This is a genomic window from Mycolicibacterium pyrenivorans (genome assembly GCF_025821625.1).
Classification (GTDB): Bacteria; Actinomycetota; Actinomycetes; order Mycobacteriales; family Mycobacteriaceae; genus Mycobacterium; species Mycobacterium pyrenivorans.
The window spans coordinates 74,264-100,281 of the sequence record NZ_JACKSH010000237.1 but is presented as its reverse complement, the minus strand read 5'-3'; the positions used below and the strand labels follow the sequence as shown (position 1 = coordinate 100,281).

The 26,018-nt window shown below is 68.8% G+C and carries 27 protein-coding genes; 12 read left to right on the top strand and 15 right to left on the bottom strand.

Going from position 1 to position 26,018, the window contains the following annotated elements:
- Positions 1-39: 39 nt before the first annotated feature.
- Complete coding sequence (locus H7I57_RS25890) at positions 40-417, bottom strand: nuclear transport factor 2 family protein (protein WP_264027062.1); 378 nt, start codon at positions 415-417, stop codon at positions 40-42.
- Between the two features lie 43 nt (positions 418-460).
- Between H7I57_RS25890 and H7I57_RS25885 the strand changes: the two genes are divergently transcribed.
- On the top strand, positions 461-1,321 hold the full coding sequence (locus tag H7I57_RS25885) for an LLM class F420-dependent oxidoreductase (protein WP_264027058.1): 861 nt from the start codon (positions 461-463) through the stop codon (positions 1,319-1,321).
- Positions 1,322-1,327: 6 nt separating this feature from the next.
- Here the strand turns inward: H7I57_RS25885 and hemW are convergent, their stop codons facing one another.
- A complete protein-coding gene (gene hemW, locus H7I57_RS25880) occupies positions 1,328-2,500 on the bottom strand; it encodes a radical SAM family heme chaperone HemW (RefSeq protein ID WP_264027057.1) in 1,173 nt (390 codons plus the stop codon).
- Between the two features lie 92 nt (positions 2,501-2,592).
- Between hemW and H7I57_RS33875 the strand changes: the two genes are divergently transcribed.
- From H7I57_RS33875 to H7I57_RS25840, 9 genes are all read left to right on the top strand, one after another.
- Positions 2,593-2,688 carry an Ms4527A family Cys-rich leader peptide gene (locus H7I57_RS33875; protein WP_372510411.1) on the top strand — a complete coding sequence of 32 codons (96 nt, stop codon included), beginning with the start codon at positions 2,593-2,595 and terminating at the stop codon, positions 2,686-2,688.
- Between the two features lie 122 nt (positions 2,689-2,810).
- Positions 2,811-4,517, top strand: a complete 1,707-nt coding sequence (locus tag H7I57_RS25875) for a nitrite/sulfite reductase (protein ID WP_264027055.1) — start codon at positions 2,811-2,813, stop codon at positions 4,515-4,517.
- A gap of 58 nt (positions 4,518-4,575) precedes the next feature.
- Complete coding sequence (locus H7I57_RS25870; RefSeq protein ID WP_264027053.1) at positions 4,576-5,304, top strand: phosphoadenylyl-sulfate reductase; 729 nt, start codon at positions 4,576-4,578, stop codon at positions 5,302-5,304.
- Entirely contained in the window at positions 5,301-6,008 is a 708-nt protein-coding gene (locus H7I57_RS25865; protein WP_264027051.1) for a sirohydrochlorin chelatase, read from the top strand. Before H7I57_RS25870 ends, H7I57_RS25865 begins: the two co-directional genes overlap by 4 nt.
- Before the next feature lie 94 nt (positions 6,009-6,102).
- Positions 6,103-7,479, top strand: coding sequence for a hemolysin family protein (locus H7I57_RS25860; protein WP_264027050.1), 1,377 nt, complete (start codon positions 6,103-6,105; stop codon positions 7,477-7,479).
- Positions 7,472-8,470 (top strand): hemolysin family protein, encoded by a 999-nt coding sequence (locus H7I57_RS25855; protein ID WP_264027049.1) that lies wholly within the window; start codon positions 7,472-7,474, stop codon positions 8,468-8,470. Before H7I57_RS25860 ends, H7I57_RS25855 begins: the two co-directional genes overlap by 8 nt.
- Positions 8,471-8,902: 432 nt before the next feature.
- Entirely contained in the window at positions 8,903-9,037 is a 135-nt protein-coding gene (locus tag H7I57_RS25850) for a hypothetical protein (RefSeq protein ID WP_264027048.1), read from the top strand.
- Positions 9,027-9,617 (top strand): DUF6529 family protein, encoded by a 591-nt coding sequence (locus tag H7I57_RS25845; protein WP_264027047.1) that lies wholly within the window; start codon positions 9,027-9,029, stop codon positions 9,615-9,617. The genes H7I57_RS25850 and H7I57_RS25845 overlap by 11 nt, the downstream gene beginning before the upstream one ends.
- A 38-nt stretch (positions 9,618-9,655) precedes the next feature.
- Positions 9,656-10,084 carry a Rieske (2Fe-2S) protein gene (locus H7I57_RS25840; protein WP_264027045.1) on the top strand — a complete coding sequence of 143 codons (429 nt, stop codon included), beginning with the start codon at positions 9,656-9,658 and terminating at the stop codon, positions 10,082-10,084.
- Between the two features lie 67 nt (positions 10,085-10,151).
- Here H7I57_RS25840 and H7I57_RS25835 read toward each other — a convergent pair whose 3' ends face one another.
- Together H7I57_RS25835 and H7I57_RS25830 are read right to left on the bottom strand one after the other, a co-directional pair.
- On the bottom strand, positions 10,152-11,177 hold the full coding sequence (locus H7I57_RS25835) for a sulfate ABC transporter substrate-binding protein (RefSeq protein WP_264027043.1): 1,026 nt from the start codon (positions 11,175-11,177) through the stop codon (positions 10,152-10,154).
- Positions 11,178-11,502: 325 nt separating this feature from the next.
- Positions 11,503-11,721, bottom strand: coding sequence for a hypothetical protein (locus H7I57_RS25830; RefSeq protein ID WP_264027042.1), 219 nt, complete (start codon positions 11,719-11,721; stop codon positions 11,503-11,505).
- Between the two features lie 85 nt (positions 11,722-11,806).
- Here H7I57_RS25830 and H7I57_RS25825 point away from each other — a divergent pair, with 85 nt between their 5' ends.
- Positions 11,807-13,810, top strand: a complete 2,004-nt coding sequence (locus tag H7I57_RS25825; RefSeq protein ID WP_264027040.1) for a glycoside hydrolase family 15 protein — start codon at positions 11,807-11,809, stop codon at positions 13,808-13,810.
- A gap of 17 nt (positions 13,811-13,827) precedes the next feature.
- Here H7I57_RS25825 and H7I57_RS25820 read toward each other — a convergent pair whose 3' ends face one another.
- From H7I57_RS25820 to lepA, 3 genes are all read right to left on the bottom strand, one after another.
- On the bottom strand, positions 13,828-14,538 hold the full coding sequence (locus H7I57_RS25820) for a sensor domain-containing protein (protein ID WP_264027039.1): 711 nt from the start codon (positions 14,536-14,538) through the stop codon (positions 13,828-13,830).
- A 39-nt stretch (positions 14,539-14,577) separates the two neighbouring features.
- Entirely contained in the window at positions 14,578-15,321 is a 744-nt protein-coding gene (locus H7I57_RS25815) for a sensor domain-containing protein (RefSeq protein ID WP_264027037.1), read from the bottom strand.
- 90 nt (positions 15,322-15,411) lie between these two features.
- On the bottom strand, positions 15,412-17,358 hold the full coding sequence (lepA, locus tag H7I57_RS25810; protein WP_372510409.1) for a translation elongation factor 4: 1,947 nt from the start codon (positions 17,356-17,358) through the stop codon (positions 15,412-15,414).
- 35 nt (positions 17,359-17,393) lie between these two features.
- Here lepA and H7I57_RS25805 point away from each other — a divergent pair, with 35 nt between their 5' ends.
- The gene (locus H7I57_RS25805; protein ID WP_264027035.1) at positions 17,394-17,996 is read left to right on the top strand and encodes a type II toxin-antitoxin system PemK/MazF family toxin; all 603 of its coding nucleotides are present in this window, start codon (positions 17,394-17,396) and stop codon (positions 17,994-17,996) included.
- Positions 17,997-18,000: 4 nt separating this feature from the next.
- Here the strand turns inward: H7I57_RS25805 and H7I57_RS25800 are convergent, their stop codons facing one another.
- The 8 genes from H7I57_RS25800 to H7I57_RS25765 are packed head-to-tail and all read right to left on the bottom strand — an operon-like array spanning position 18,001 to position 25,981.
- Positions 18,001-19,395, bottom strand: a complete 1,395-nt coding sequence (locus tag H7I57_RS25800; protein WP_264027175.1) for an NADH-quinone oxidoreductase subunit N — start codon at positions 19,393-19,395, stop codon at positions 18,001-18,003.
- 22 nt (positions 19,396-19,417) lie between these two features.
- Complete coding sequence (locus H7I57_RS25795) at positions 19,418-20,908, bottom strand: complex I subunit 4 family protein (RefSeq protein WP_264027034.1); 1,491 nt, start codon at positions 20,906-20,908, stop codon at positions 19,418-19,420.
- A 7-nt stretch (positions 20,909-20,915) separates the two neighbouring features.
- Positions 20,916-22,784 carry a proton-conducting transporter transmembrane domain-containing protein gene (locus H7I57_RS25790; RefSeq protein ID WP_264027032.1) on the bottom strand — a complete coding sequence of 623 codons (1,869 nt, stop codon included), beginning with the start codon at positions 22,782-22,784 and terminating at the stop codon, positions 20,916-20,918.
- A 4-nt stretch (positions 22,785-22,788) separates the two neighbouring features.
- On the bottom strand, positions 22,789-23,091 hold the full coding sequence (locus H7I57_RS25785; protein WP_264027031.1) for an NADH-quinone oxidoreductase subunit NuoK: 303 nt from the start codon (positions 23,089-23,091) through the stop codon (positions 22,789-22,791).
- Entirely contained in the window at positions 23,088-23,651 is a 564-nt protein-coding gene (locus tag H7I57_RS25780) for an NADH-quinone oxidoreductase subunit J family protein (protein ID WP_264027030.1), read from the bottom strand. The genes H7I57_RS25785 and H7I57_RS25780 overlap by 4 nt, the downstream gene beginning before the upstream one ends.
- A gap of 4 nt (positions 23,652-23,655) precedes the next feature.
- On the bottom strand, positions 23,656-24,555 hold the full coding sequence (locus H7I57_RS25775) for a complex I subunit 1 family protein (RefSeq protein WP_264027029.1): 900 nt from the start codon (positions 24,553-24,555) through the stop codon (positions 23,656-23,658).
- On the bottom strand, positions 24,552-25,646 hold the full coding sequence (locus tag H7I57_RS25770; protein ID WP_264027028.1) for a hypothetical protein: 1,095 nt from the start codon (positions 25,644-25,646) through the stop codon (positions 24,552-24,554). The genes H7I57_RS25775 and H7I57_RS25770 overlap by 4 nt, the downstream gene beginning before the upstream one ends.
- Positions 25,637-25,981: an NADH-quinone oxidoreductase subunit A gene (locus tag H7I57_RS25765; protein ID WP_264027027.1), complete on the bottom strand. Its 345-nt coding sequence runs from the start codon at positions 25,979-25,981 to the stop codon at positions 25,637-25,639. Before H7I57_RS25765 ends, H7I57_RS25770 begins: the two co-directional genes overlap by 10 nt.
- Positions 25,982-26,018: the final 37 nt, after the last annotated feature.

Below are 26,018 nucleotides of genomic sequence, written 5' to 3'. Positions count from 1 at the left end.
AACATCCTGGCACAGCGGCCGCGCGGAAGGGGAGCTACGTCATCGCCGAGGCTGCGCGCCGGCGTCCCCCGGATCCACCTCGACGGCGTAGGACGTGATGGCCGTGATCTTCTCGTCGTCGAACTCGTAGATGGCGCAGCTGGCGACCGCGGTGACCCCGTCGGGTCGGACGTAGCGGGCCACCGTGTCGACGGCGACGACATCGGAGCCCGCGGCCGTCACGCAGCGGTCGAACTCGACCGACGTGCCCTTCAGGCTCTCCAGCGTCCCCCGGCACGTCTGCCGCACGGCCTCGGCGCCCTCGAGGACCATGCCGCCGACGATCGTCCACGTCACGTCCTTGGCCAGGTGCTCCAGCGCCTCGTCGAAACGGTGCTCGGAGAACGCGCGGCCCACGGCGCCGGGATCGAATGCCATGCAGCGACCGTAGCGGTCACACCTGTCGTGTATGTGTAAAGGCATGGACCTGTCCGGAGTTGGCTTGTGGAGTTCGCAGTTGCGTTACGGCAATCCCGCCGAGGCGGCCGAGGCCGCCGCCGAACTGGACGAGCTGGGCTTCCGGGCGCTGTGGATCCCCGACGTCGGCGGGCCGGTGCTGGATTCGGTCGACAACCTGCTGTCCGCCACCAAGCAGACGGTGATCGCCACCGGCATCCTCAACCTCTGGATGCACGAGCCGTCGGAGGTCGCCGCCCGGTACGCCACGCTGACCGAGACGCACGGCGAGCGCTTCCTGCTCGGCATCGGGGTCAGCCATGCACCGCTGATCGATTCGAAGGAACCCGGGCTGTACCGCAAGCCGTTGGCCGCCACCAAGGCGTTTCTCGACGGCATCGACGCCTCGCCGCAACCGGTACCCGTCGCCAACCGCGTGCTGGCCGCACTCGGACCGAAGATGCTGCAGCTGTCGGCGTCACGCGCCCGCGGGGCGCACCCGTATCTGACGACGCCCGACCACACCCGCACCGCCCGCGAGGTCCTCGGCGACGGCCCGCTGCTGCTGCCCGAGCAGACGGTCATGCTCACCGACGACAGGGAGCAGGCGCGTGCTATCGGAACCGGTTGGCTGCGTTCGTATCTCGCGCTTCCGAACTACGCGAACAACTTGCTGCGCACCGGGTTCACCGAGGAGGACGTGCAGTCGGTCAGCGATCGGTTGTTCGACGCGATCATCGCCTGGGGTGACGTTGAGGCTGTGCGCCATCGCGTTCAGGAGCATCGGGCGGCGGGCGCCGACCACGTCTGCGTCCAGGTGATCACCGCCGATCCCACCGAGTTCCCGCGGGAGCAGTGGCGGCGGTTGGCGGCCGCACTGCTGTAGCCGATCTCAGCTCAGCAGGTCACGCACCACCGCGTCCGCGAGCAGCCGTCCCCGGTCGGTAAGCACCAGCCGCTCACCGTCGCGGCGCAGCAGGCCGTCGTCGACGGCGCGTGCGGCGCGGAGGCGTTCGGGCGCCGACAACAGTGCGCTCGGCAAGCCGGAGCGCAGCCGCACCCGCAGCATCACGTCCTCGGTGTGGGAGGTGTCGGCGTCGAGCTGTTCGAAGTCGGCGACCGGTAGCGCCCCGCGGGCAAGCGTTTCGGCATAAGCGTTGGGGTGCTTGACGTTCCACCATCGGGTTGCGTCGACGTAGCCGTGCGCTCCCGGGCCGGCGCCCCACCATTCGCCGCCCTCCCAGTAGCCGACGTTGTGCAGGCAGCGTCCGCCGGGACGAGCCCAGTTCGACACCTCGTACCAGTCGAACCCGGCGTCGGCCAGGCGCGCGTCGAGCAGTTCGTAACGGCGGGCCAGCACGTCGTCGTCGGGAGCGGGCAACTCGCCGCGGCGCACCCGTCGGGCGAGCGCCGTGCCGTCCTCGACGATCAGCGCGTACGCCGAGATGTGGTCGACCCCCGCCGCGACCGCAGCGTCTGCCGACCGCATCAGGTCGTCGTCGGTCTCCCCCGGCGTTCCGTAGATCAGGTCGATGCTGACGTGGTCGAACCCCTGGACCCTCGCCTCGCGTGCGGCGTCCAGCGCCCTGCCGGGTGAGTGCACCCGGTCCAGTGCCGCGAGGACGTGCGGAGCCGTCGACTGCATTCCCAGTGACAGCCGCGTGAACCCGGCCGCCCGCAACCGGGCGAAGAACTGCGGCGACGTCGACTCCGGGTTGGCCTCGGTGGTCACCTCGGCGCCGGGCGCGACGGTGAAGTTGTGACGCACCGCGTCGAGCACGGCCACGAGCCCGTCGGCTCCCAGCAGTGACGGCGTGCCGCCGCCGACGAAGACGGTCTGCACCTGCGGTGCGACGCCGAGATGGGCCGCGGCCAGGCGCAGCTCGGTCCGCAACGCTTCGAGCCAACCCTGCGGGTTCGCGCCCCCCAGTTCGGCCGGGGTGTAGGTGTTGAAGTCGCAATACCCGCATCGGGTCGCGCAGAACGGGACGTGCACATAGACGCCGAACGGCCGGCCGGGGCGCGCCGTCAGCCCTGGCAGCGTCGCTTCCGTCGGCACCGTCACCCGACCAGTGTCCCAGAGCGGGCCTTCGCTCATCGCGAGCGCAGATCTCGCCCGGTTAGGGCGGTGCGTGCATTCGTGGCACAATTGGCTCCGTGACTTCAGCCCACAGCCTCCCACGCCGGGTTTCGCTGGTGGTGCGTCGTCATGTCGACTTCAAGCGCGTCTGTACCTGTTGCTGTCTGCCTTGACCCCGTAGTTTCGGAAACCTGCCGCACTGTATACAGCTGGCCGCCCGGATCTGCGCCGCCGGACAGCCACCGGTGGAACGCGCGCGATCTGCAACGCCGGCTCCGATGAGGAGCACGACCCGATGACCACCGCACAAGACACATCCGCCGGCAAGCCTGCCTCCGCAAAACCCGCCAAGCGTCCCCGCGGCGAGGGCCAATGGGCACTCGGCTACCGCGAACCGCTCAACGCCAACGAACGGTCCAAGAAAGACGACAACCCCCTCAACGTGCGGGCCCGCATCGAGAACATCTACTCGAAGAACGGCTTCGAGAGCATCGACAAGGGCGATCTGCGCGGCCGTTTCCGCTGGTGGGGCCTCTACACGCAGCGCAAGCCCGGCTACGACGGCACGTGGACCGGCGACGAGAACACCGACATGCTCGAAGACGAGTTCTTCATGCTGCGGGTTCGCAGCGACGGCGGCGCGCTGACCACCGCCGCGCTACGCACCCTCGGCGGCATCTCCACCGAGTTCGCCAGGGACACCGCTGACATCTCCGACCGGCAGAACGTCCAGTACCACTGGATCCGGGTCGAGGACATGCCCGAGATCTGGCGCCGCCTCGACGAGGTCGGCCTGCAGACCACCGAGGCCTGCGGCGACTGCCCCCGCGTCGTGCTGGGTTCGCCGCTGGCCGGTGAGTCGCTCGACGAGGTGATCGACGGCACACCCGCGGTCAACGAGATCGTGCAGCGCTACATCGGCAAGCCGGAGTACTCCAACCTGCCGCGCAAGTTCAAGACCGCGATCTCGGGCCTGCAGGACGTGGTGCACGAGGTCAACGACGTCGCGTTCATCGGTGTCGAGCACCCCGAGCACGGCCCCGGCTTCGACCTGTGGGTCGGCGGCGGCCTGTCCACCAACCCGATGCTCGGTCAGCGGGTCGGCGCCTGGGTGCCGCTCGACGAGGTGCCCGATGTGTGGGAAGCCGTCGTCAGCGTCTTCCGGGATTACGGCTACCGCCGGCTGCGCGCCAAGGCGCGGCTGAAGTTCCTGATCAAGGACTGGGGTGTAGAAAAGTTCCGCGAGGTTCTCGAGACCGAGTACCTCAAGCGGCCGCTGATCGACGGGCCCGCCCCCGAACCGGTGACCCGCCCAGTCGACCACGTCGGGGTGCAGAAGCTGCGCAATGGACTCAACGCGGTCGGGGTCGCCCCGATCGCCGGTCGGGTGTCGGGCACGATCCTGTCCAAGGTCGCCGACCTCGCCGAGGCCGCAGGCTCCGACCGTGTCCGGTTCACTCCGTACCAGAAGCTGATCGTTCTCGACGTCCCCGACGACAAGTTGGAGGAACTGCGCACCGGACTGGACGCGCTGGGCCTGCCGTCGGCGCCGTCGCACTGGCGGCGCAACCTGATGGCCTGCACGGGCATCGAGTTCTGCAAGCTGAGCTTCGCCGAGACGCGCAAGCGGTCGCAGTCACTGGTCCCGGAGCTGGAGCAGCGGCTCGACGACATCAACGCCCAGCTCGACGTGCCCGTCACCATCAACATCAACGGCTGCCCGAACTCGTGCGCCCGCATCCAGGTCGCCGACATCGGCTTCAAGGGCCAGATGATCAGCGAAGACACAGGGGGAGATCCGGTCGAGGGTTTCCAGGTCCACCTGGGCGGCAGCCTGGGTCTTGACAGCGGTTTCGGCCGCAAGCTGCGCCAGCACAAGGTGCTCTCCAGCGAACTCGGTGACTACATCGACAGAGTTGTTCGTAACTTCGTGAAACAACGCGAGCAGGGTGAGCGTTTCGCTACGTGGGCATTGAGAGCAGACGAGGCGGACCTTCGATGAGCGCTTGCGCGAAGAGTCGTAGACGCGATGAGCGCTTGCGCGAAGAGCGGAGTATCAGGTGACGGACTTGGTGGCGGAGACAGACCTGCAGGCTCTGGCCGAACGCGGTGCGGCCGAACTCGGCGAGGACGCCAGTGCCGAGGATCTGCTGCGGTGGACCGACGAGAACTTCGGCGACGCCGGCGGGCCGGCTGGATCCGGTTACATCGTGGCGTCGAACATGCAGGATGCGGTGTTGGTGGATCTGGCTGCCAAGGTCCGCCCAGGCGTGGATGTGCTGTTCCTGGACACCGGCTATCACTTCGCAGAGACCATCGGCACCCGTGACGCGGTCGAGGCCGTCTACGACGTGAACGTCGTCAACGTGCGGCCCGAGCACACCGTGGCCGAACAGGACGCACTCCACGGCAAGAACCTGTTCGAGCGCCAGCCCAACGAGTGCTGCCGGATGCGCAAGGTGGAGCCGCTTTCCAAGGCGTTGCGCGGCTACTCGGCCTGGGTGACCGGCATCCGCCGGGTCGAGGCGCCGACGCGAGCCAACGCGCCGTTGATCAGCTGGGACAAGGCTTTCGGGCTGGTGAAGATCAACCCGCTGGCGGCATGGTCCGACGAGGACATGCAGACCTACATCGACAGCAACGGTGTCCTGGTCAATCCCCTTGTCTTCGAGGGCTATCCGTCGATCGGTTGCGCACCTTGCACGGCCAAGCCGATCGAGGGCGCCGATCCGCGCAGCGGCCGCTGGGCGGGCCAGAACAAGGTTGAATGCGGGCTGCACGCCTCGTGACACTCGTGCTGACCGCGCACGGCAGCGCCGATCCGCGATCGGCGGCGACGGTGCGGGCGGTGGTCGACTGCATACGTCGGCTGCGGCCGACACTTGACGCACGAGTTGCGTTCTGCGAGCAGAACTCCCCGAACCTGCGTGACGTGCTGCAGGCGGTGCCCCACGGGCAGGCGGTGGTGGCGCCACTGCTTCTCGCCGACGCCTACCACGCGCGGGTCGACATCCCCGCGATGATCGCCGAGTCCGGTGCCGACGTCCGCCAGGCCGGGGTCCTCGGTGAGGACGACCGGTTGATCCACGTGCTGCGCCAGCGCCTCGAGCATGCCGGGGTGTCGCGTCTGGACCACCGCGTCGGAGTGCTCGTCACGGCGGTCGGCTCGTCGCGACCGCAGGCCAACGCGCGCACCGCGCAGGTGGCACACGAGTTGACGCTGATGACACGGTGGACGGCCACCACCGCGTTCGCGACCGGCCCGCACCCCACGTTGGCGGACGCGGCCGACGCGTTGCGTGAGCGCGGCGCCACCCGGCTGGTCGTCGCCCCGTGGTTCCTGGCCCACGGCCGCATCACCGATCGCGTGGCGACTTTCGCACGCACACACAGCATTCCGATGTCGGCGCCTCTCGGCGCCCATCGGCAGGTCGCCGAGACGGTGCTCGACCGCTTCGACGCCGCCGTGGCCACCCGCGCCGCCGCCGCTTAGCCGGAAACAGCACCCTGACAGCGTCGGTACAGTTGGTACCTATACACCGACGAACCAAGGACTCGATGCCACCCCACTTACCCACGGCGGTCTCGTGCTGACCGCCGCCCTCGGGATACTCGTCGGCTTCCTTGTCGTCCTGGCGATCACCGCACTGACCGGATATTTCGTCGCGCAGGAATTCGCCTACATGGCGGTGGACCGCTCCCGGCTGAAGGCCCGCGCCGAGGCCGGCGACGCCGCCTCCGCACGCGCGCTGACCGTCACGCGCCGCACGTCGTTCATGCTGTCCGGCGCGCAGTTGGGCATCACCGTCACCGGACTGCTGGTCGGCTACGTGGCCGAGCCGCTGATCGGGCAGGGTCTGCAGGTGCTGCTCGGCGGCGCGGGCATCCCGACAGCGGTGGCGGTGGCGTTCGGCGGACTGGTTGCGATCGCGGTGTCCACGGTGGTGCAGATGGTCTTCGGCGAGCTGTTCCCGAAGAACCTGGCGATCGCGCGGCCCGAACCGCTGGCCCGCTGGCTTGCCTTGTCGACGACTCTGTACCTGAAGCTGTTCGGCTGGCTGATCTGGCTTTTCGATCAGTCCTCCAATCTGCTACTGCGCCTCCTTCGAATCGAACCGGTGCACGACGTCGAGCACTCTGCGACGCCGCGGGATCTCGAGCACATCGTGGCCGCCTCGCGGGACGCGGGTGACATCCCGCGGGAGCTGTCCGCTCTGCTCGCCCGGATCCTGGACTTCCCCACCAGCAACGCAGAACATGCGATGATCCCGCGCTCTCGGGTGGACGTGCTGACCGCCGACGCCACCGTGTCGGAGGTGTTGGAGCGGATGGCCTCCGGCCATACCCGCTACCCCGTCACCGGAAAAATCGGAACGACCGCCGACGAAGTTGTGGGTGTCATCCACCTGCACGATCTGTTGGGGTCGGTGACCCCGACAGACACCGCCGCGTCACGATGCCGCCCCGCGGTGGTCGTGCCGGAGACCTTGCCTCTTCCCAATGTGGTCAAGACTCTTGCCGACGCTGATGAGGAGATGGCGATCGTCATCGACGAGTACGGCGGCTTCGCCGGGATCGTCACGATCGAGGATCTGGCCGAGGAAGTCGTCGGCGAGATCGACGACGAGCACGACGCGGAGCACGGAGCCGATGTGGTGGCCGACGGCGAGGGCTGGTTACTTTCCGGCGACCTGCCCCTGGACGAGGCCGAGCGCACCCTCGACCAGACCCTGCCGCCCGGTGACTACGAAACGGTCGCCGGCATGCTCATCGCGCACGCCGTCGGACTGCCCGATGTCGGCGACACCGTGGAGATCGAACTGCCCTCCGATGTCGCGGACCTGGTCGGTGACGGACCGGCGCCGACGCGTCGGTTGATCGCGCAGATCCGCTCGATCGAGCGTCGTGTCCCGGCGTCGGTGTTCGTCACTGTCGAGGTCGAGGAGGGCAGCGACGATGAGTAACCCGTGGTTGATTGTTCTGATCACCACCGTGCTCATCGGCTCGAGTGCGTTCTTCGTGGCCGTCGAGTTCGCCTTGATCGCCGCGCGACGCAGCCGCCTTGAAGACGCAGCGGCCACCAGCGCCTCCGCCCGCGCCGCGTTGCGCAGCGCGAGCGAGTTGTCCCTGCTGCTGGCCGGGGCGCAGCTGGGCATCACCGCGTGCACGCTGATGCTCGGCGCGATCACCAAACCCGCAGTACACCACGCGATCACACCGTGGCTGAGCGGTGTGGGCGCCCCGTCCTGGGTAGCCGACGTCGGCGGTTTCATGCTTGCTCTGCTGATCGTCACCTTCCTGCACCTGGTGATCGGCGAGATGGCCCCGAAGTCGTGGGCGATCGCGCATCCGGAGCGCTCGGCGACGATGTTGGCCCTGCCGATGCGCGGCTTCATGTTCCTGACCCGGCCGCTGCTGCGCACCCTCAACCACGCCGCCAACTGGTGCCTGCGCCGCGTGGGGGTGACTCCGGTCGACGAACTGGCCGACAGCCAGGATCCCGCCACGCTGCGTCAGCTCGTGGAGCATTCGGCCACGGTCGGCACTCTCGACGAGCGCTATCACGCCAACCTGACCAGTGCGCTGGAACTCGAGGCGCTCACCGTCGGACAGCTGGCCCGCCGCGACGCCGAGTACAGCTTCGTGACTGTCGAGGCGACACCGTCACAGATCCAGGAGACGTCCGAGGCGACCGGGCATCTGCGGTTGCTGGTCCGAGACGGCGACGCCACCGTCGGCGTCGTGCACGTCCGCGACAGCCTGTCCGGCTCGGGAACCGCGCGTGACCTGATGCGGCCGGTACTCACCCTCCCCGAGGACACACCGGTGTACGAGGCGCTGCGGCTCATGCGTGAGACCCGCAACCACCTGATCGTCGTCGACGGGCCTTCGGGCCGCGGATTGTTGACACTGACCGACCTTCTGCACCGGTTGCTGCCGGCGCCGGCGACGTAGCCCCGCTGCGGCCGCACGGTCTGCGACACTTCTCCAGGCGATCTCCACACATTCTCCAAGCCGCCGTTCCTCACCGGCGCGCATGCTCGTCGACATGTTGATCAAAGGACCTATCGCCACCCTCGCCGCGGTCGCCGCGCTGGGCGCCGGGATTTCCTGGCCAACGTCAACCAGACTCGACAGCCGGCCCAGCCGCCGCAGCCCGCCGCAGCCACCGCCCCGGCGCCGGAGGCCACCGCCCCGGCGGCCGACACCGCTGCGCCACCGTCTGCCGCACCGTTCGGTCCACGCGAGGATTTCGTCACCGAGATTCCCACCAAGAGCGGCCCCCTCGCCCTGCAGATCAGGGTCAGCGGCGACACCGCCAGGGCATACGCCTGTGACAACTACGGCATCGAAACCTGGCTGTCGGGCAGCGCCACCGGTGGTGTGGTGACGCTGGCGAGCGCCGACAAGACCGCCCGGTTGACCGCGCGGCACCAGGGCGACACCGTCGTCGGCCGGCTGTGGATCGGGGAGAAGCACTGGGATTTCACCGCTGCGCCGGGTGAGACCGATGTCTTCTGAGTCTGCGGCGGAGACCGAAACGCCCACCCGGCCGGTGCCCGTCTCACGGCGAGCGACCGCGGCGGTCCTGGTGCCCGTCGCGGTCGGGGCGGCGGTGGCCGTCGCACTCGGGGTGTTCGGCAAAGTTCATCAGCCGCAGTTCTTTTCGGTGAGTATCGCCGGATTCTCCAGCGGCACCGCGGTGAAGTCCTGGCTCGCGACGCTGGCGCTGGCGTTGGCGCTCTTCCAACTGGCCTCGGCGTTCGTCATGTACCGGTTGACCCCTGGAGGCCGGGCACCCCGGTGGATCGGGTCCGCCCACGTCTGGTCCGGCCGGCTCGCCGTGCTGGCCAGCGTGCCCGTCGCGGTGCACTGCCTGTACGCGCTGGGCTTCTCGTCCTCGGATTCCCGCGTGTTCTTCCACTCGCTTTTCGGTTGCTTCTTCTACGGCGTCTTCGTCACCAAGATGATGCTGCTCACCGGCAGAAGCACGCGTCCCTGGGTGATTCCGATCGCCGGTGGGGTGCTGTTCTTCGTGCTCGTCTACGTCTGGCTCACCTCGGCGCTGTGGTTCTTCCAGACCACCGGCGTCACCTTCTGAAAGACCTTCTGAAAGACCTTCTGAAAGCAGGTTCACCCATGTCCGTCTCCCGCAGGCACGCCCTCTTCGGCACCGGGATCACCCTCGCCGCGTCCACGGTCGCGGGCTGCGCCACCTACGGCAAGCCAGCCCCTCCCAGCCCGTCCAGCCCTTCCAGCCCTTCCGGCCAGTCGGACACGGGGGCTCCGGCCGAGGCCATCGCCCAAACCGCCGACGTACCGGTCGGGTCCGGTGTGATCGTCGGCGATGTCGTGCTCACCCAACCCGCGGCGGGCGAGTTCCGCTGCTTCTCGTCGGTGTGCCCGCACGCCGGATGCGCGGTGTCCGAAGTGATCGGCGCGCTGATTCGCTGCCCGTGCCACGGCAGCACCTTCAACCTGGACGGGACGGTGGCCACGGGCCCCGCCGACCGCGCCCTGGACACGAAACCCATTGCTGTCAGCGGCGACTCGATAACCCGCGGGTAGCTTCTGACGCTGGGCCCGTAGAGCCGGATCCCCTCGGACGTGGAGTCGACCACCCCGAAGGAAGCGGTCATCCAGTCGCCTGCTTGTAGATCTTGGTGATCGTGCCGTTCTTCTTGTCGAACAGCTCCGGGTCGACCTTCTCCCACCCGCCGAGGTCGTCGATCGTCCACAGCTTCTCCGGTGCGGGGAACTTGCCGGCGAACTCGGCGAGCACGGCCGGGTCGACCGGCCGGAAGTTGGCCTCGGCCCACAGTTTCTGCGCCTCCGGGGTGAACTGGAAGTTCACGAACTCCACCGCCTTGTCCAGGTGCTGGCTGGTGTTCACCACCGCCACCGGGTTCTCGATCTTGAACGTCTGCGGCGGGTTCACATGCTCGAGATCGAAGTTGAGCGCCTCGTTCTCATAGGTCAGCAGCACATCACCGCTGCCCTGTTCGAACACGTCGGTGGCCTCACGACCCGAGCCGGGGCGCAACTTGACGTGCTCGGTCACCAGCTCGGTGACGAACTCGATGCCTGCCTCCGGGTTCTGTCCGCCGTTGCTGGCCCAGGCGTAGGGCGCGAGCAGGTTCCATTTGGCCGCGCCCGAGCTCAGCGGGCTGGGCGTGATGACCTCGACGCCCGGCCGCAGCAGGTCGTTCCAGTCACGGATGTTCTGCGGGTTGCCGGGGCGGACCGCGAAGCTGACCACCGAGCCGAACGGAATTCCCTTGGTGGCTCCCGTATTCCAGTCCTCGCTGACCTTGCCGGCCTGGACGAGCCGGGCGATGTCGGGCTCGACGGATAAGTTCACCACGTCGGCGGGCTCGCCCGACTCGACGTCCCGCGACTGGTCACCGGAGGCCCCGTACGAGCCGGTGACCGCAACATCTCTGCCCTCCTCGGTGGCCGCGAACGCCGGGATCACCTCGGACCATCCGGGTTCGGGAACGGCGAAAGCTACCAGCGTGAGCGTGGTTTCGGCGTTCGGCCCGCCGTCGCCCTCACCCACCACATCGCTGGCCCCGCCGCCGCAAGCGGCGAGAACGGTTGCCGACACGACAAGTGCTGCGGCGGTGCGCCACCGGGATGTGGATTTGACGATTGTGTGCATTGATGACCTTCCCGGATTCGGATTCTCGGAGATGATGCATCAGTTTCGGAAAGGGGTGGGGCAGCCGAAAGTTCTACTGCAGGCAGGGATCCCACAGTCGCCCCCGACACCAGACCGCGAACGGATGAGGAGTCAGCGACAACAACAGACATCGCCGACGGCGCTCGAACCCGCGGCGATGTGGCCGCTCTTGTTACCGGACGCCGTCTGCATGGCGGGAAGCCTAGCAAAATGGCCGCCGATCACCGGGTCAACAACCACATGACGACGACCAGCACGATCAACGCGATCAGCGTCAACGTCACCCGTGAGCGCGGCATACCGCTCATGCGTCGCGCCGCTCGGACTCGGCGGGCCCGCCGCCTTTCGGCGGCCGTACCCGGTGCAGTATCCGGATGCCGTTGCCCAGGACACCGTCGAGCAGGATGGCCGTGCCGTAGGCCAGGGTGAGCACGATCGGCATCACCACGGCGGTCTGGGCGATGAACGACAACCCGGACAGCCACAGTTCCACCCCGTCCCACCAACTGAGGAAGCCGCCCATTCGGTCAGCCTATGCGCCCGGCGACCATGAACGGCACGGGGTGTTCAGGTAGACGCCGGGGTGGCCCGCAGTCGATGATGTGCCCATGGTTCTGCAGCACACCGCGGCATCCGACGGAGGGCCGCTCGCCGGCGAATCTGCCTTTGCCGCCGCCGCCCAGGTGCCTTACTACGCGGGCGGGACGTTGCGAAACCCGTTCCCACCCATCGCGGACTACGCCTTTCTGTCCGACTGCGAGAACACCTGCCTGATCTCGTCGGCCGGCTCGATCGAGTGGCTGTGCGTGCCGCGGCCGGACTCTCCCAGCGTGTTCGGCGCGATCCTGGACCGCGGCGCCGGTCACTTCCGGCTGGGCCCCTACGGGGTGTCGGTGCCCGCCGCGCGGCGTTACCTGCCGGGCAGCCTGATCCTGGAGACCACCTGGCAGACCCACACGGGCTGGGTGATCGTGCGAGATGCGCTGGTGATGGGTCCGTGGCACGACCTCGAGACCCGGTCGCGGACCCACCGCCGCACCCCGATGGACTGGGACGCCGAGCACATCCTGCTGCGCACCGTCCGGTGCGTGAGCGGCACCGTCGAGTTGGTGATGAGCTGCGAACCGTCGTTCGACTACCACCGCAACACCGCCAGCTGGGAGTACTCCGCGCAGGCCTACGGCGAGGCGATCGCGCGGGCGACCAAGAACCCGGACTCGCACCCCACCCTGCGGCTGACCACCAGCCTGCGGATCGGGCTCGAGGGCCGCGAGGCCCGCGCGCGGACCCGTTTGAAGGAAGGCGACAACGTCTTCGTCGCGCTGAGCTGGTCGGGGCACCCGGCGCCGCAGAACTACCAAGAGGCCGCCGACAAGATGTGGACGACCAGCGAATGCTGGCGCCAGTGGATCAACGTGGGCGACTTCCCCGACCACCCGTGGCGGTCCTACCTGCAGCGCAGCGCCCTGACCCTCAAGGGCCTGACGTACTCCCCGACCGGCGCGCTGCTGGCCGCGCCGACGACGTCGCTGCCGGAGACGCCCCAGGGCGAGCGCAACTGGGACTACCGGTATGCGTGGGTCCGTGACTCGACCTTCGCGCTGTGGGGTCTTTACACCTTGGGCCTGGACCGCGAGGCCGACGACTTCTTCGCGTTCATCGCCGACGTCTCCGGCGCCAACAACGGCGAGCGGCACCCGCTGCAGGTCATGTACGGGGTGGGTGGGGAGCGCAGCCTCGTCGAAGAGGAGCTGCACCACCTGTCGGGGTACGACCACGCCCGCCCGGTGCGCATCGGCAACGGAGCCTACAACCAGATGCAGCACGACATCTGGGGCACGATGCTCGACTCGGTGTATCTCCACACCAAGTCGCGCGAGCAGATCCCCGAAACACTCTGGCCGGTGCTCAAGGAACAGGTCGAGGAGGCGATCAAGCATTGGCGCGAGCCCGACCGCGGCATCTGGGAGGTGCGCGGCGAGCCGCAGCACTTCACGTCGAGCAAGATCATGTGCTGGGTGGCGCTCGACCGCGGCGCCAAGCTCGCCGAGTTGGAGGGTGAGAAGTCCTACGCGCAGCAGTGGCGGGTGATCGCCGAGGAGATCAAGGCCGACATCCTCGAGCACGGTGTCGATTCCCGAGGCGTGCTCACCCAGCGCTACGGCGACGACGCACTGGATGCCTCTCTGCTGCTGGCGGTGCTGACCCGGTTCCTGCCGCCCGACGATCCGCGGATCCGCGCGACGGTGCTCGCCATCGCCGATGAGCTGACCGAAGAAGGTCTGGTCCTGCGCTACCGGGTCGAGGAGACCGACGACGGCCTGTCCGGCGAGGAAGGCACGTTCACGATCTGTTCGTTCTGGCTGGTGTCGGCGCTGGTCGAGATCGGGGAGATCCACCGGGCCAGGCACCTGTGCGAGCGGCTGCTGTCGTTCGCGAGCCCGCTGCACCTGTATGCAGAGGAGATCGAGCCGCGGACCGGACGGCACCTCGGCAACTTCCCGCAGGCGTTCACCCACCTGGCTCTGATCAACGCCGTGGTGCACGTGATCCGCGCCGAGGAGGAAGCCGACAGCTCCGGGAACTTCCAGCCGGCCAACGCCCCCGTCTGAGCGGATCGCTCCTTCGGCTACTTCGCGGCGGCGTTCTCGATCATCGCGTCGGCGATCTCGGCGGCCTCGTCGGTGATGCTGTAGCCGCACGCCCAGGCCTCGACGGTCAGGTTGGACACCAGCGACAGGGCGTGCTGGCAGGCCCAGCCGGCGGCGCCTTCCTGTGTGGTCATCTGGGTGATCATCGTGTCGCTGACCTCGACGTCGTCGAGTTCCCAGAGGTAGTCGCCCTCTCCCACACCGACGGCGTTGTTGGCGCAGTCCTGCCAGATGGCCGTCGAGTCGTCGAAGAACCGCCGGGCGTTCTCGGCCGCGGGGTACAGCACCGCCGTCTGCTCGACCCAGTGGTCGTTGTCGTCGTCGGGTTCGCGCGCCACCTGGTCGCGCACCGCGGTCCAGTCCGTGCCGGCGTACACCGGTTCCTCGGCGCCGTAGACCGCGCCGAGGCAGTCGGGATCGGACACGTCCGCGGAGTGGTCGGTCATCTCGTCGAGTTCACTGGTGACTTCCATCTGCGTCGACCCGACGATGCCGTTGAGCTCGCCGATGGTCAGCAGGACGCGGTCCAGCTTCGCCTCGTCGAGCGGCGGGACGTCCCGCGGGCTCGCGCCCTGACTCTGGCGCGTCGCCGTCCCCTGCACAGTGCTGACGCACCCCGACAGCACCACGGACACCGCGAGCAGCGTGCAGACGACACCGGAGCGGCGCGCCGCGAGGACGGGATTCACCGCGTCATTGTCCCTTACCCCCGGCCATAGCGGCGGAAGTCAGCGCTGCGCAGCGATCTTGTCCAGGATCAACTTCGCGACACCGATGGCGGGCGACGCCCCACCCCCCGCGCGGGGGTCGGAGAGTTCGACGTCGACGATGCAGTCGCCGACGACGCCGAGGGCTCGCATCCCCGGCGCCGACGCGGAACCGGCCGAGGCGTGCAGCACGCTGGCCGAGACCACCCGCCGGTCGAATCCGACGTCGGAGATCCTGCTCACCTCGTCGGCACCGAGTCCGGGTTGCTGCAGCACCACCGTCTGGCCGTTGCAGCGCCGCCAGTCATCCGTCGTTGCCGCGAAGAACTCGTCGGCGTCTGCGGTACTTTCCATCTGCACGACGCCGAAGAAACCCGAGACGGGAGGACCGTCGAACTCGCCACCGGCCCAGGAACTGCTGGCCACCGACCGGACCGGGGTCGCGTCGTACACGATCTTCTGCAGCCGGTAGGCGGTGCCCACACAATCGTGCGGTGTCGCCTGGGCGTCGCCGACGGTGCGCAGAAGCATGTCTGCGTCACCTTCGACGAGTTGGCCGAGGAAGCCGTGGGGGCCGGTGCCCAACGTCGCCGAAAGCTCCTGGGCGCTCGGCAGGAACCGGCCGAGAGGAATGGCAGGCGAGGGCTGGGCGGCCTCGACGATGCGGACGACGGGCCGCTCGTCGACCGGCGCGCCCGCACAGGCGGCCAGCGCGACGCACGCGCCGAGCACGACGGCGATTCGCACCGCGCGGTTGTTCGACACTGCGCCTCCTGCCGAAGGTGTTGATCCCGTACCACTTCAGCACGCCACGCGCCGATCCGCGACCGGTTCGGTCAGCCTGCTTCCGGCTGGCTACTTCTTGCTGGACTTGTCCGAGGCGGCGTCCGACGACAGCGCCGCGACGAACGCCTCCTGCGGCACCTCGACCCGGCCGATGGTCTTCATCCGCTTCTTGCCTTCCTTCTGCTTCTCCAGCAGCTTGCGCTTGCGGGTGATATCGCCCCCGTAGCACTTGGAGAGAACATCTTTGCGGATCGCCCGGATGTTTTCGCGCGCAATGATTCTCGAGCCGATCGCGGCCTGCACCGGTACCTCGAACTGCTGACGCGGGATGAGTTCCTTGAGCTTGGTGGTCATCTTGTTGCCGTAGGCGGCCGCGGAGTCCTTGTGCACGATGGCGCTGAACGCGTCGACGGCCTCCCCCTGCAGCAGGATGTCGACCTTGACGAGGTCGGCCTGCTGTTCGCCGGCCTCTTCGTAGTCCAGGCTGGCGTAACCGCGGGTGCGCGACTTCAACGAGTCGAAGAAGTCGAAGATGATCTCGCCCAGCGGCATCGTGTACCGCAGTTCGACCCGCTCGGGCGACAGGTAGTCCATGCCGCCCAGCTCGCCGCGCCGCGACTGGCACAGCTCCATGATCGTGCCGATGAACTCGCTCGGGGCGATGATCGTCGTCTTCACCACCGGCTCCAACACGGCGCCGACCTTGCCCTCCGGCCAGTCGGACGGGTTGGTCACCACCATCTCGGTGGCGTCGTCTTTCACCACTCGGTACACGACGTTGGGTGAGGTCGAGATGAGATCGAGGTCGAACTCGCGTTCCAGGCGCTCGCGGGTGATCTCCATGTGCAGCAGCCCCAGGAACCCGCACCGGAAGCCGAACCCGAGCGCGACCGAAGTCTCCGGCTCCCAGGTGAGTGCGGCGTCGTTGAGCTGGAGCCGTTCCAGCGCATCCCGCAGGTTCGGGTAGTCGGATCCGTCGACCGGGTAGAGACCCGAGTAGACCATCGGCTTGGGCTCGCGATAGCCCGTCAACGCCTCGGTGGCGCCGTGCCGCGCCGTCGTGACGGTGTCGCCGACCTTCGACTGGCGGACGTCCTTGACCCCGGTGATCAGATAGCCCACCTCGCCGACGCCGAGGCCCTCGGTCGCCTTCGGCTCGGGCGAGACGATGCCCACCTCGAGCAGTTCGTGGGTGGTGCCGGTCGACATCATCTTGATCTTCTCGCGCGGGGTGAGCTTGCCGTCCACCACGCGGACATAGGTCACCACGCCCCGGTAGATGTCGTAGACCGAGTCGAAGATCATCGCCCTCGCGGGGGCTTCGGCGTCGCCGACCGGCGCCGGGATCAACCGGACCACCTCGTCGAGCAGCTCGCGCACCCCCACACCGGTCTTGCCCGACACCCGCAGCACGTCGTCGGGTTCGCATCCGATGATGTGGGCGATCTCGCCCGCGTAGCGGTCCGGATCTGCGGCGGGCAGGTCGATCTTGTTCAGCACCGGGATGATCGTCAGGTCGCGGTCCAGCGCCAGGTACAGGTTGGCCAGTGTCTGCGCCTCGATCCCCTGCGCCGCGTCGACCAGCAGCACCGCGCCCTCGCACGCCTCCAGCGCGCGCGACACCTCGTAGGTGAAGTCGACGTGACCCGGCGTGTCGATCAGGTGCAGCACATATTTTCCCTGGTGCTCGCCGTCTTCGATCTCCCACGGCAACCGCACGTTCTGCGCCTTGATGGTGATGCCGCGCTCCCGCTCGATGTCCATCCGGTCGAGGTACTGCGCCCGCATGTCGCGGTCGGCGACGACGCCGGTGATGCCCAGCATCCTGTCGGCCAGCGTTGACTTGCCGTGATCGATGTGGGCGATGATGCAGAAGTTCCGAATCTGCGCCGGCGCAGTGAAGGTCTTGTCGGCGAAGCTGCTGATGGGAATCTCCTGGTGAGCGCGGTCAAGTCGGCATCTGATCAGCCGAGATAAGCCCGTCCAGAGTATCGAGCGCAGGGCCTCTCGACACAATCGAGTCTGTCGGGGTGCGCCTATGATTGGCGGTCATGGCGTCGTATCTGAAGACGTTCCAACGCTTCGTACTGAAGAACACCGAGAACCTCGTGTTCAACGAGGCCCCAAAACTCGTCCGTCAGCTGCAGAGATCCGACACCGTCGCGCGCGGCATCCAGCAGGGCATCAAGATCGGGCTGGACGCCCTCGCCGGCACGGTCGAGAACCCGACGCCCGCGCTGCCCGCCGGCCGGCCGGTGTCGAGCAACTTCGTCCCGACCGCACACCGTGCCCGCAAGGTCGTCTATGCGCCCGACCTCGACGGCCGTGCCGACCCGGGCGAGGTGGTGTGGACGTGGGTGGTCTACGAGGACGACCCGAGCAGGGGCAAGGACCGGCCCGTGCTGGTCGTCGGCCGCGACCGCCGCGTGCTGCTGGGTCTGATGCTGTCCAGCCAGGACCACCACCGCGACGACCCGAACTGGGCCAGCATCGGCGCAGGCAACTGGGACCATGACGGCCGGGTGAGCTGGGTGCGCCTGGACCGGGTGCTCGACGTCCCCGAAGAAGGCATCAGACGCGAGGGTGCCATTCTGGAGCGCGAGGTGTTCGACATCGTCGCCGCCCGCCTGCGTGCCGAATATTCGTGGACCTGAACCCTCACCCCGCCAGCACCGGCCATGCCAGGCCCGCGGCCACACCCAGCGCCAGGCTGAGTCCGGCGGCCACCACGGCCGCACCGGCCGACCAGCGGTACGCGGTGAACACGTCATCCCCGGGATCCGCGTCGGGACGCTGGACCGCCGGGATGATCCAGCGCAGGTAATAGAACAGGCTCACCACGGTGTTGACGAACACGGCCACGACAAGCCAGGCCGCGTCCCCCTCCCACGCGGCCGCGGTAGTGGTGAGCTTGCCGATGAACACCGCGGTCGGCGGGGTTCCGACCAGTCCGAGCAGCGCGACGATCAGGGCCACGGCGATCCACGGCCGCGACCGCATCAGCCCGCGGTAGGCCTGCAGGTCACGTAGCCGGGGCAGGGCGGTCGAAACCGCGAACGCGGCGCTGTTGGTCAGCGTGTAGGCGGCCAGGTAGAACAGCAGCGCGGGTTGCGCCAGTTCGGCGCGGCCGGCGACCGCGACCGGCACCAGCAGGTAACCCACCTGGCTGACGGTCGACCAGCCCAGCAGCCGCCGCGGGTCGGTCTGCCAGAACGCGGCCAGGTTGCCCAGCGTCATGCTCGCCACCGCCAGCACCGCGATCAGCAACGCCCAGTCGACGGTGTCGGGCAACGTCAGCACCAGCCGGAAGATCGCCACCACCGCGCCGACCTTCGGCACCGTGGTGAGGAACAGCGCTGCAGTGCCGGTGGTGGCCTGCGAGGCATCGGGCACCCAGAAGTGGGCGGGCACCCCGCCGGCCTTGAACAGCAACCCGCCCAGGACCCCGACCGACCCGGCAGCCACGACGGCGGCGGGGGCTCCGGCCAGTTCGGTCGCCATCTCGGGGTACCAGGTGCTGCCGGTCACGCCGTAGAGCAGCGTGACCCCGAGCAGCAGCAGGATGCCGAACAGCGCACCGAGCAGATAGGTCTTCATCGCGGCCTCCGCGGCCTGCGGCGAGCGGGCCATGCCGATCAGCGCGTACAGCGGGATGCTGGCCAGCAGGTAGCCGGCGGCCAGCACCATCAGGTCGGCCGCACCGGCCAGCACCAGCACGCCGCTGGTGGCGAACAGCAGCAGCGCGTAAGTCTCGCTCTCGCGCGGTGATCCCGCGATCTCGTCGCCGGACACGGCGAGCACCAGCAGGGCGCCGAGCACGGCCACGATCCGCGCCACCCCGGTCGGGGTGTCCACGGCGAAGGTGCCGTCGAACGCCGCGGCGTCCGGCCCGGACAGCTGTACCGCGGCCACGGCGGCTGCGGCGGTCAGCGCCGTCGCCGCCAGCACCCTGCCCCACCACTGACGCTGCCGGGCCAGAAACGACCCGCCGAGGAGCACGGCCAGCCCGGCACTGAAGACCAGGATCTCCGGCAGCATCAGCAGCAGCTGCATCCCGGTGTGGGAGGGCACCCGCCTACCGCCCGATGAGTGTGACGAGTGTCTGCGCAGCCGGCTCGATCGTGTCGAGCAGCACCCGGGGCAGCAGACCGATCACCACCGATAGGGCCAACAGCGTTGCGGGCGGCCACATCTCGAAACGGCGAAGGTCGGTGAAGCCTTCCGACAGGCCTGCGGTGGAACCGGTGAACAGCCGCTGGAAGGCCCGCAGGAACAGCGCGGCGGTGATCAGGATGCCTGGCAGCGCGACGGCGGTGACGGGCGCGACGGCGATGCTGCCGGTGAAGATCTGGAACTCGGCGATGAACCCGGAGAAGCCCGGCAACCCCAGCGAGGCGAAGGCCCCGACCGCGAACAGCGCGGCGAGTTTGGGTGCGGGACCGGCCAGGCCGCCGTAGTCGGCCATCCGGTAGCTACCGGTGCGGGTGTAGAACACCCCCGCCAGCAGGAACAGCGCAGCCGTGATCAATCCGTGGCTCACCATCTGGGTCACCGCGCCGGTGACTGCGATGTCGCGGGCCTGGGCGGTGCCGGTCGCGGTCACACCCGCGGCGCCGACGGCGAGCACCACATAACCCATGTGGTTGACCGAGGTGTAGGCGATCATCCGCTTGAGGTCCTGCTGGGCGAGTGCGACCAGCGCGCCGTACAACACCGACACCAGGCCGATGGCGATGATCACCCACGCCCAGTCCCGCCAGGCCTGCGGCAGCATCGGCATCGCGATGCGCACGAATCCGTATGTCCCCATCTTCAGCAGCACCCCGGCCAGCACCGCGGAGCCGATCGCCGGGGCGTCGGTGTGTGCGGGCGGCAGCCAGGTGTGGAACGGGAACGTCGGCGTCTTGATCAGCAGCCCGATCAGCACCGCGGCCAGCACCAGCCCGCCGGCCACCGGCCGGCCGGCCAGCGGCGTCACCGCGGCCAGCTCGACCATGTCGAAGGTGTGCGGTTCGGCACCGACGTAGAGGCCGATGAAGCCGACCAGCAGCGCCAGCGACCCGAGAAAGGTGTACAGGAAGAACTTGAGCGCCGACCGGCCCGCATCTCCGTGGCCCCAGCCGGCGATGACGAAGTACATCGCGACGATCGACAGGTCGAAGAAGACGAAGAACAGGATGAGGTCGGCGGCGACGAACAACCCGAGGCTCACCGTCTGCAGGAACAGGAACAGGGCCGCCTGGGTGCGCGGGCGGTCAGTGTCGCGCAGGCTGTAGAGCGCGCACGCCAGGAAGATCACCGTGGTCATCGCGACCAGCGGAAGTGACAGGCCGTCGACGCCGACGTGGTAGCTGCTGTTGACGCCGGGGATCCACGGCACCTGCTCGTCGAACGCCAGGGTGTTCGGCGGGGGGGTGTCATAGCGCAGCCACACCGCCGCGACCAGCCCGACCTCGACCGCGGTGACCGCCACCCACGACCAGCGCACCGCTGCGTCGGTCAGCGCCGGCACCGCGAGCAGCACCAGGGCCGCGGCCACCGGCAGGAACACGATCAGACTGAGCACATTCACCTCACGTGAGCAGTAGGACGACGGCGACGACGATCATGACCGCGGCGGCCATGTAGTACTGGTGCAGTTGACCGGTCTGCGGTCTGCGGGCCAGTTCGCCCAGCCGCCGGGTGAGTGCCGCCGACGCCTCGACCACACCGTCGACGCCGCGGTGGTCGGCGCGGTCGAGCCGGTCGGCGACCGAGCGCGACATGGTGGCCGTCGCCTCGACGGCGCCGTCGAGGACGTGGTCGTCGAAACGGGCCGCCTGCACGGACACCCGCATCACCGCTAGCGCGGCGGTGGACACCGACCGGTCGAGCACCCGGTCGTCGAACCGGGCGAGGCTGTCGGCCAGCCGCAGCACCGGTGCCGCGATCACCTTCTGGGCGGCCCGCTCGAGTCCGAACCAGGCCAGCGCCCACCTCGGCTCGGGGACACCCCAGCGCCACACCGCCAGCACCACCACGCCGGCCAGCACCGCCGAAGCAGCCAGCTCGGTCACCGGCGCGCTCGCGGTGATGCCCCACGGCGGCAGGGCGAGCACACCGGCGCCCGCCGCGCCGATCGCCAGCACGACCAGCGGTATCTGCTCCAGAGCACCGGGCGCCGCACCAGCGGCTTGGCGGTCGGCTGCCGGCCGCCAGAGGACGAGCAGGATCTTGCCGGCGTAGCCGGCGGACAGTGCGGTGGCCAGCAGGCCCGCCGCGTACCACCACGCCGAGTGTTCGAGCGCGACGGCCAGCACCGCGTCCTTGGTCGCCCACAGCGACAGCGGCGCGACACCGGCCAGCGCGAGCGCCGACACCGTCGCCGCGACGCCGACGACCCGCCATCGCCGGGCCGCCCCGCGGAGGTCGTCGAGGTTCTTGCTGCCGAGCAGTGTCAGCCACGCCCCGGCGGCGAGGAACAACCCGGCCTTGGTGAAGGCGTGCGCGACGAGTTGAGCGGCCCCGCCACCGACCGCGCCCAGCCCGGCCGCCATCACCACGAAGCCCAGCTGCGCCGACGTGGATGCCGCCAGCAACTGCTTGAGGTCGCGCTGCGCGACGGCCACCAGGCCCAGCGCCACCGCGGTCACCGCGCCGAGCCACACCGTCGCGGTCGCGGCCCAGCCGGTGGCCCCGAGCAACGGCGACACCCGCAGCAGCAGGTAAGCCCCCATCGCCACCATCGCCGCCGAGTGCAGCAGGGCGCTCACCGGGCTGGGACCTTCCATCGCCCGCGCGAGCCAGAACGAGAACGGAAGTTGCGCCGCCTTGCCGAGCGCGGCGACCAGCACACCAGCCGCGATCACGTGCCGCCAGCCCGGTGGCGACTCGGCCAGGTCGCCCAGCGCGAGCCCGGCACCTCCGGCCAGCGCAGCGCCGGCGGCGAGGTAAAGGCCCAGGTCCGCGGTGCGGGTGGTCAGGAACGCGGTCAGCCCCGCCAAGACGCGATGGTCGTCCTGCCACCGGTAGCCGATCAGCGCGTAGGACGCCGCGCCCATCACCTCCCACGCGAGCAGCAGCGCCGGCAGGGTGGTCGCGGTGGCGGTCAGCATCGCCGCGGCGGCGAACACCAGCATGTACCCGTGGAACCGGTGGCCGGCCACCGAACGCTCACCCACCGCGAACATCAGCACCAGCAGCGTGATCACGGCCACCGCGGGCACCATTGTGCCCGACAGGCCGTCGACGGCCAGCGCGAAGTCCGTTCCCGCGAGGAACGCCACACCGACCGCGGGCCGGGTCACGGCGACCACCACCGACAGCGCGACCACCACGGCCGACACACCGATCGACACCACCGCGGCGGTGCGCACGCCTGCGCGGCACAGCAGCAGCGCGACGCCGGCGAGCGCAGGCAGACACACCAGTGCCCACAGCGACAGGTCGGGAACGGTGAGCACCGGGTTATCCCGACAGATCCGTGGCCATGTCGGTCATATCGGCCTGACGATCACGGTGCAGCAGCGTCGCGACGGCGAATCCCATCGCCATCTCCACCGTCATCGCGGCGATGATCACCATCAGCAGCACCTGACCCGTCGGCGCGGGTGCCAGAAACCACCACAGGCCCGCGGCGGCGAGGATCACGGCGTTGATCATCAGCTCCAGGCCCATCATCACCATGACCACGACCTGCTGGGACAGCGCGCCGTACAGGCCGACGCAGAACAGCGCGGCGGCCACCAGCAGCAGCGTCTGCAGGATCATCGCCCGACTCCCCCCGGCTGCGGATCCCGCGGCGGCCGTTGGTCGAGGCTGCCACCGAACCGGTCGTAGCGTCCCCGGTGCGCCGCCAGCACCACGGCCCCGACGATGGTGGCCACCATCACCGGGCTGATCACGATCATCGCCAGCATCTTGGGGCCCATGAGCTCCTCCCCGAGCGCGACCGTGACGTCCGGTGGCGGCGCCCCGCGGCGGCCCGGCCAGTCGACCAGCAGGATCCCGGCGCTCAGCAGCAGGAACAGCCCGACCGAGAGGGCCAGCGACATGCGTTTGCCGTGGACCATGCTCATCGGCATCAACGCCGGGTTCATCCCCATGAACATGACCATGTAGACGGCCATCACCGCCATCTCCATGACCATCATCAGGATGATGACGACGCCGACGTAGTTCTGCTGCAGCAACAGCGCCACAACCCCGACGGCGATGAACGACGCGGCCAGCGCGTAGGTGGCCCGGGCCATCGAGTCGACCGCGAACACTGCCGCCCCGGCGATGACAGCCACCGCCGCGGCGATCCAGAACACGATGTCGGTGATCAAGGTCTCAGCCCCTCCAGACGGCGATGACGGCGACGACGAGATCCTGCGCCAGCACCAGTGGCAACAGCACCATCCATCCCACCTCCATGAACTTGTCGGGCCGCAACACCGGAAGACGACTACGAAACCAGACGAAAATCGTCAGCAGCACCACGGTCTTGACGAGCACCCACAGCCAACCCGGCAGCAGCGGTCCGGCGCCGCCGCCGAGGAACAGCGGGACCGCGAACGCCGCCCCCGCGGCCAGCAGGGCGTACCGGCCGACCTCGAACAGCAACCGGTCGACGCCGGACAGTTCGGCTGCCACCCCGCCGGCGATGTCGTCACCCACCGCGGCCGACAGCGGACCCCACACCGAAAAACCAGTCACACCAAGGCAATACACCGCAAATGCAACAGGCATCCAGACCACGAACCACAGGTCCTGCTGGGCGGCCGCGACGGTGCCGACGTGCAGGCTCTGCGCCGCGATCGCCGGAGCCACCAGGGCGAACATCAGCGGCAACTCGTAGCCGAGCCCCTGCGCGAGAAAGCGGTAGCCCCCGATCAGCGAGTGTGTCGAGTTCGGCCCCCACCCGGCGAGCCACACCAGAGCCCAGACCAGCACGTCCATCGCGTTGAACCACACGACCCCGACATCGAGGTCGAACAGCACCCACTGCCCGAGCGGCACCACCGTAATCATCAACAACGCGGCCACCAGCAGGCCACCGCCACCGAGACGCCACAGCGGCCGATCCGCCTCGATCGTCACCCGGCGCCGCTGCCGCATCAGCCGCGCCGTTTCAGCCACCGGTGCGGACACCCGCCCTCGGTCGAGAGCTGCCGCGTAGTACGCGAGCAGCAGCAACAGCGCCGCAGCCACCGGCGCCCAGGCCGCCGACACCACCGTCGCCCCGGTCACGGCGCGCCCAACTGCGCAGGCACCGCGGTGTCGACACCGAGACCGGCGACCACCAGTCGGACGGCGGCGACGTCGAGGCCGACGACGATGCCGGGCAGGGCGTCGGCGAGTGCTGCCGGGTCGACGTTCAGGGGGTCGACGGTCAGCCGGTTCGACAGCAGTTCGCCGACGACCTGCAGCCGCGTCTGCAGCCGGTCGTAGGTGTCTCCCGCGAGTGATGCCGGCAGCCGGTCGGCGACAAGCCGTTCGGGGGTCAGCGGCGCGAGCCCGCGCAGCGACCAGCGAAGCAGCCTCGAACGGCGCACGCTGCGCTGCAAACGTTTGACCTGTTCTCGTGCTCGTTCGTCGCGGGGATCGTCGAGCAGCAGGTCGCGGCACCGGCGTGCCCTCTCCGCCTCGTGCGGCCAGCTTGCCAGCGTGAGCAGGTCGACGAGGTGGTCACAGTGCCGGGCCACGACGGGGGTCCCGGCTCCGGGACGGTGCTCGGTGTCCAGCAGTGCGACCGTTGCCTCGGTCACCACGTCCCCGCTGAGGACGCACCGAAGCCTCATCCCGGCAGGCCAATGGGCAAGCACCGGCCCCAACCCCAGGTGCAGCACGTCCATCTCCAGACCGTCGCGGTCTTCTGCACCCTCGGCCAGCTGGATACCGGACGGCGCCATGTCCATGTCGCCGTGGTCCATGTCGCCGTGGTCCATGTCGCCGTGGTCCATGTCGCCGTGGTCCATCTCACCGGTGTCGGGGTGCTGACGGCGGCTGCGTGCGTCGCCGACTTGTGCTGCGGTGTCGAGCAATTCGGCAGCGGCACGGTCCAGCGCGTCATCTGCCGAACCGCGGTCGGCCACCTCGATGCGAACTCGCGGGCCCGGCAACTGATCCCAGACCAGATCGATCACGGCACTCATCTCAGGGCCCGGCACCCCGCATACCGCCAGTACGTCGGCATCGGCCGGAGTGACCGCCGTCCGCCAGCCGCGGGCGAGCGTTTGGCGCTGCAGCGCGGCGCGCGTCTGCCAGTGACCCGGGATCTCCACAGGTAGGACATGTGTTCGGCGGACGGCGAGTCGCGCCAGCGGCTCGGTCAAGACCACCGCAGCGCCCCCTCACGCCACGCCCACACGACGGCGACGATCAGCGCTGCGAGGAACATGAACATCTCGACGACCGCGCTGAATCCCTTTTCGACCACCACGACGGCCCAGGGATACATGAAGAGCATCTCGACATCGAAGGCAAGGAAGACCAGCGTCGCCAGGTACCACCGCACGTGATAGCGCGACAGCGCGTGTTCCTCCGGCCATCCCCCGGACTGGAAGGGCAGCGATACGATCGCATCCGGCACCACCGCCGTCACCCGGTGCAGCAAGTACGCGCCGGCGCCACCGATCATGCACACCGACAGCATCGAGGCGATGCCGGTGTACATCCAGTCGACTCCTCTCCGCGGGCGGGCCTACTGCGAC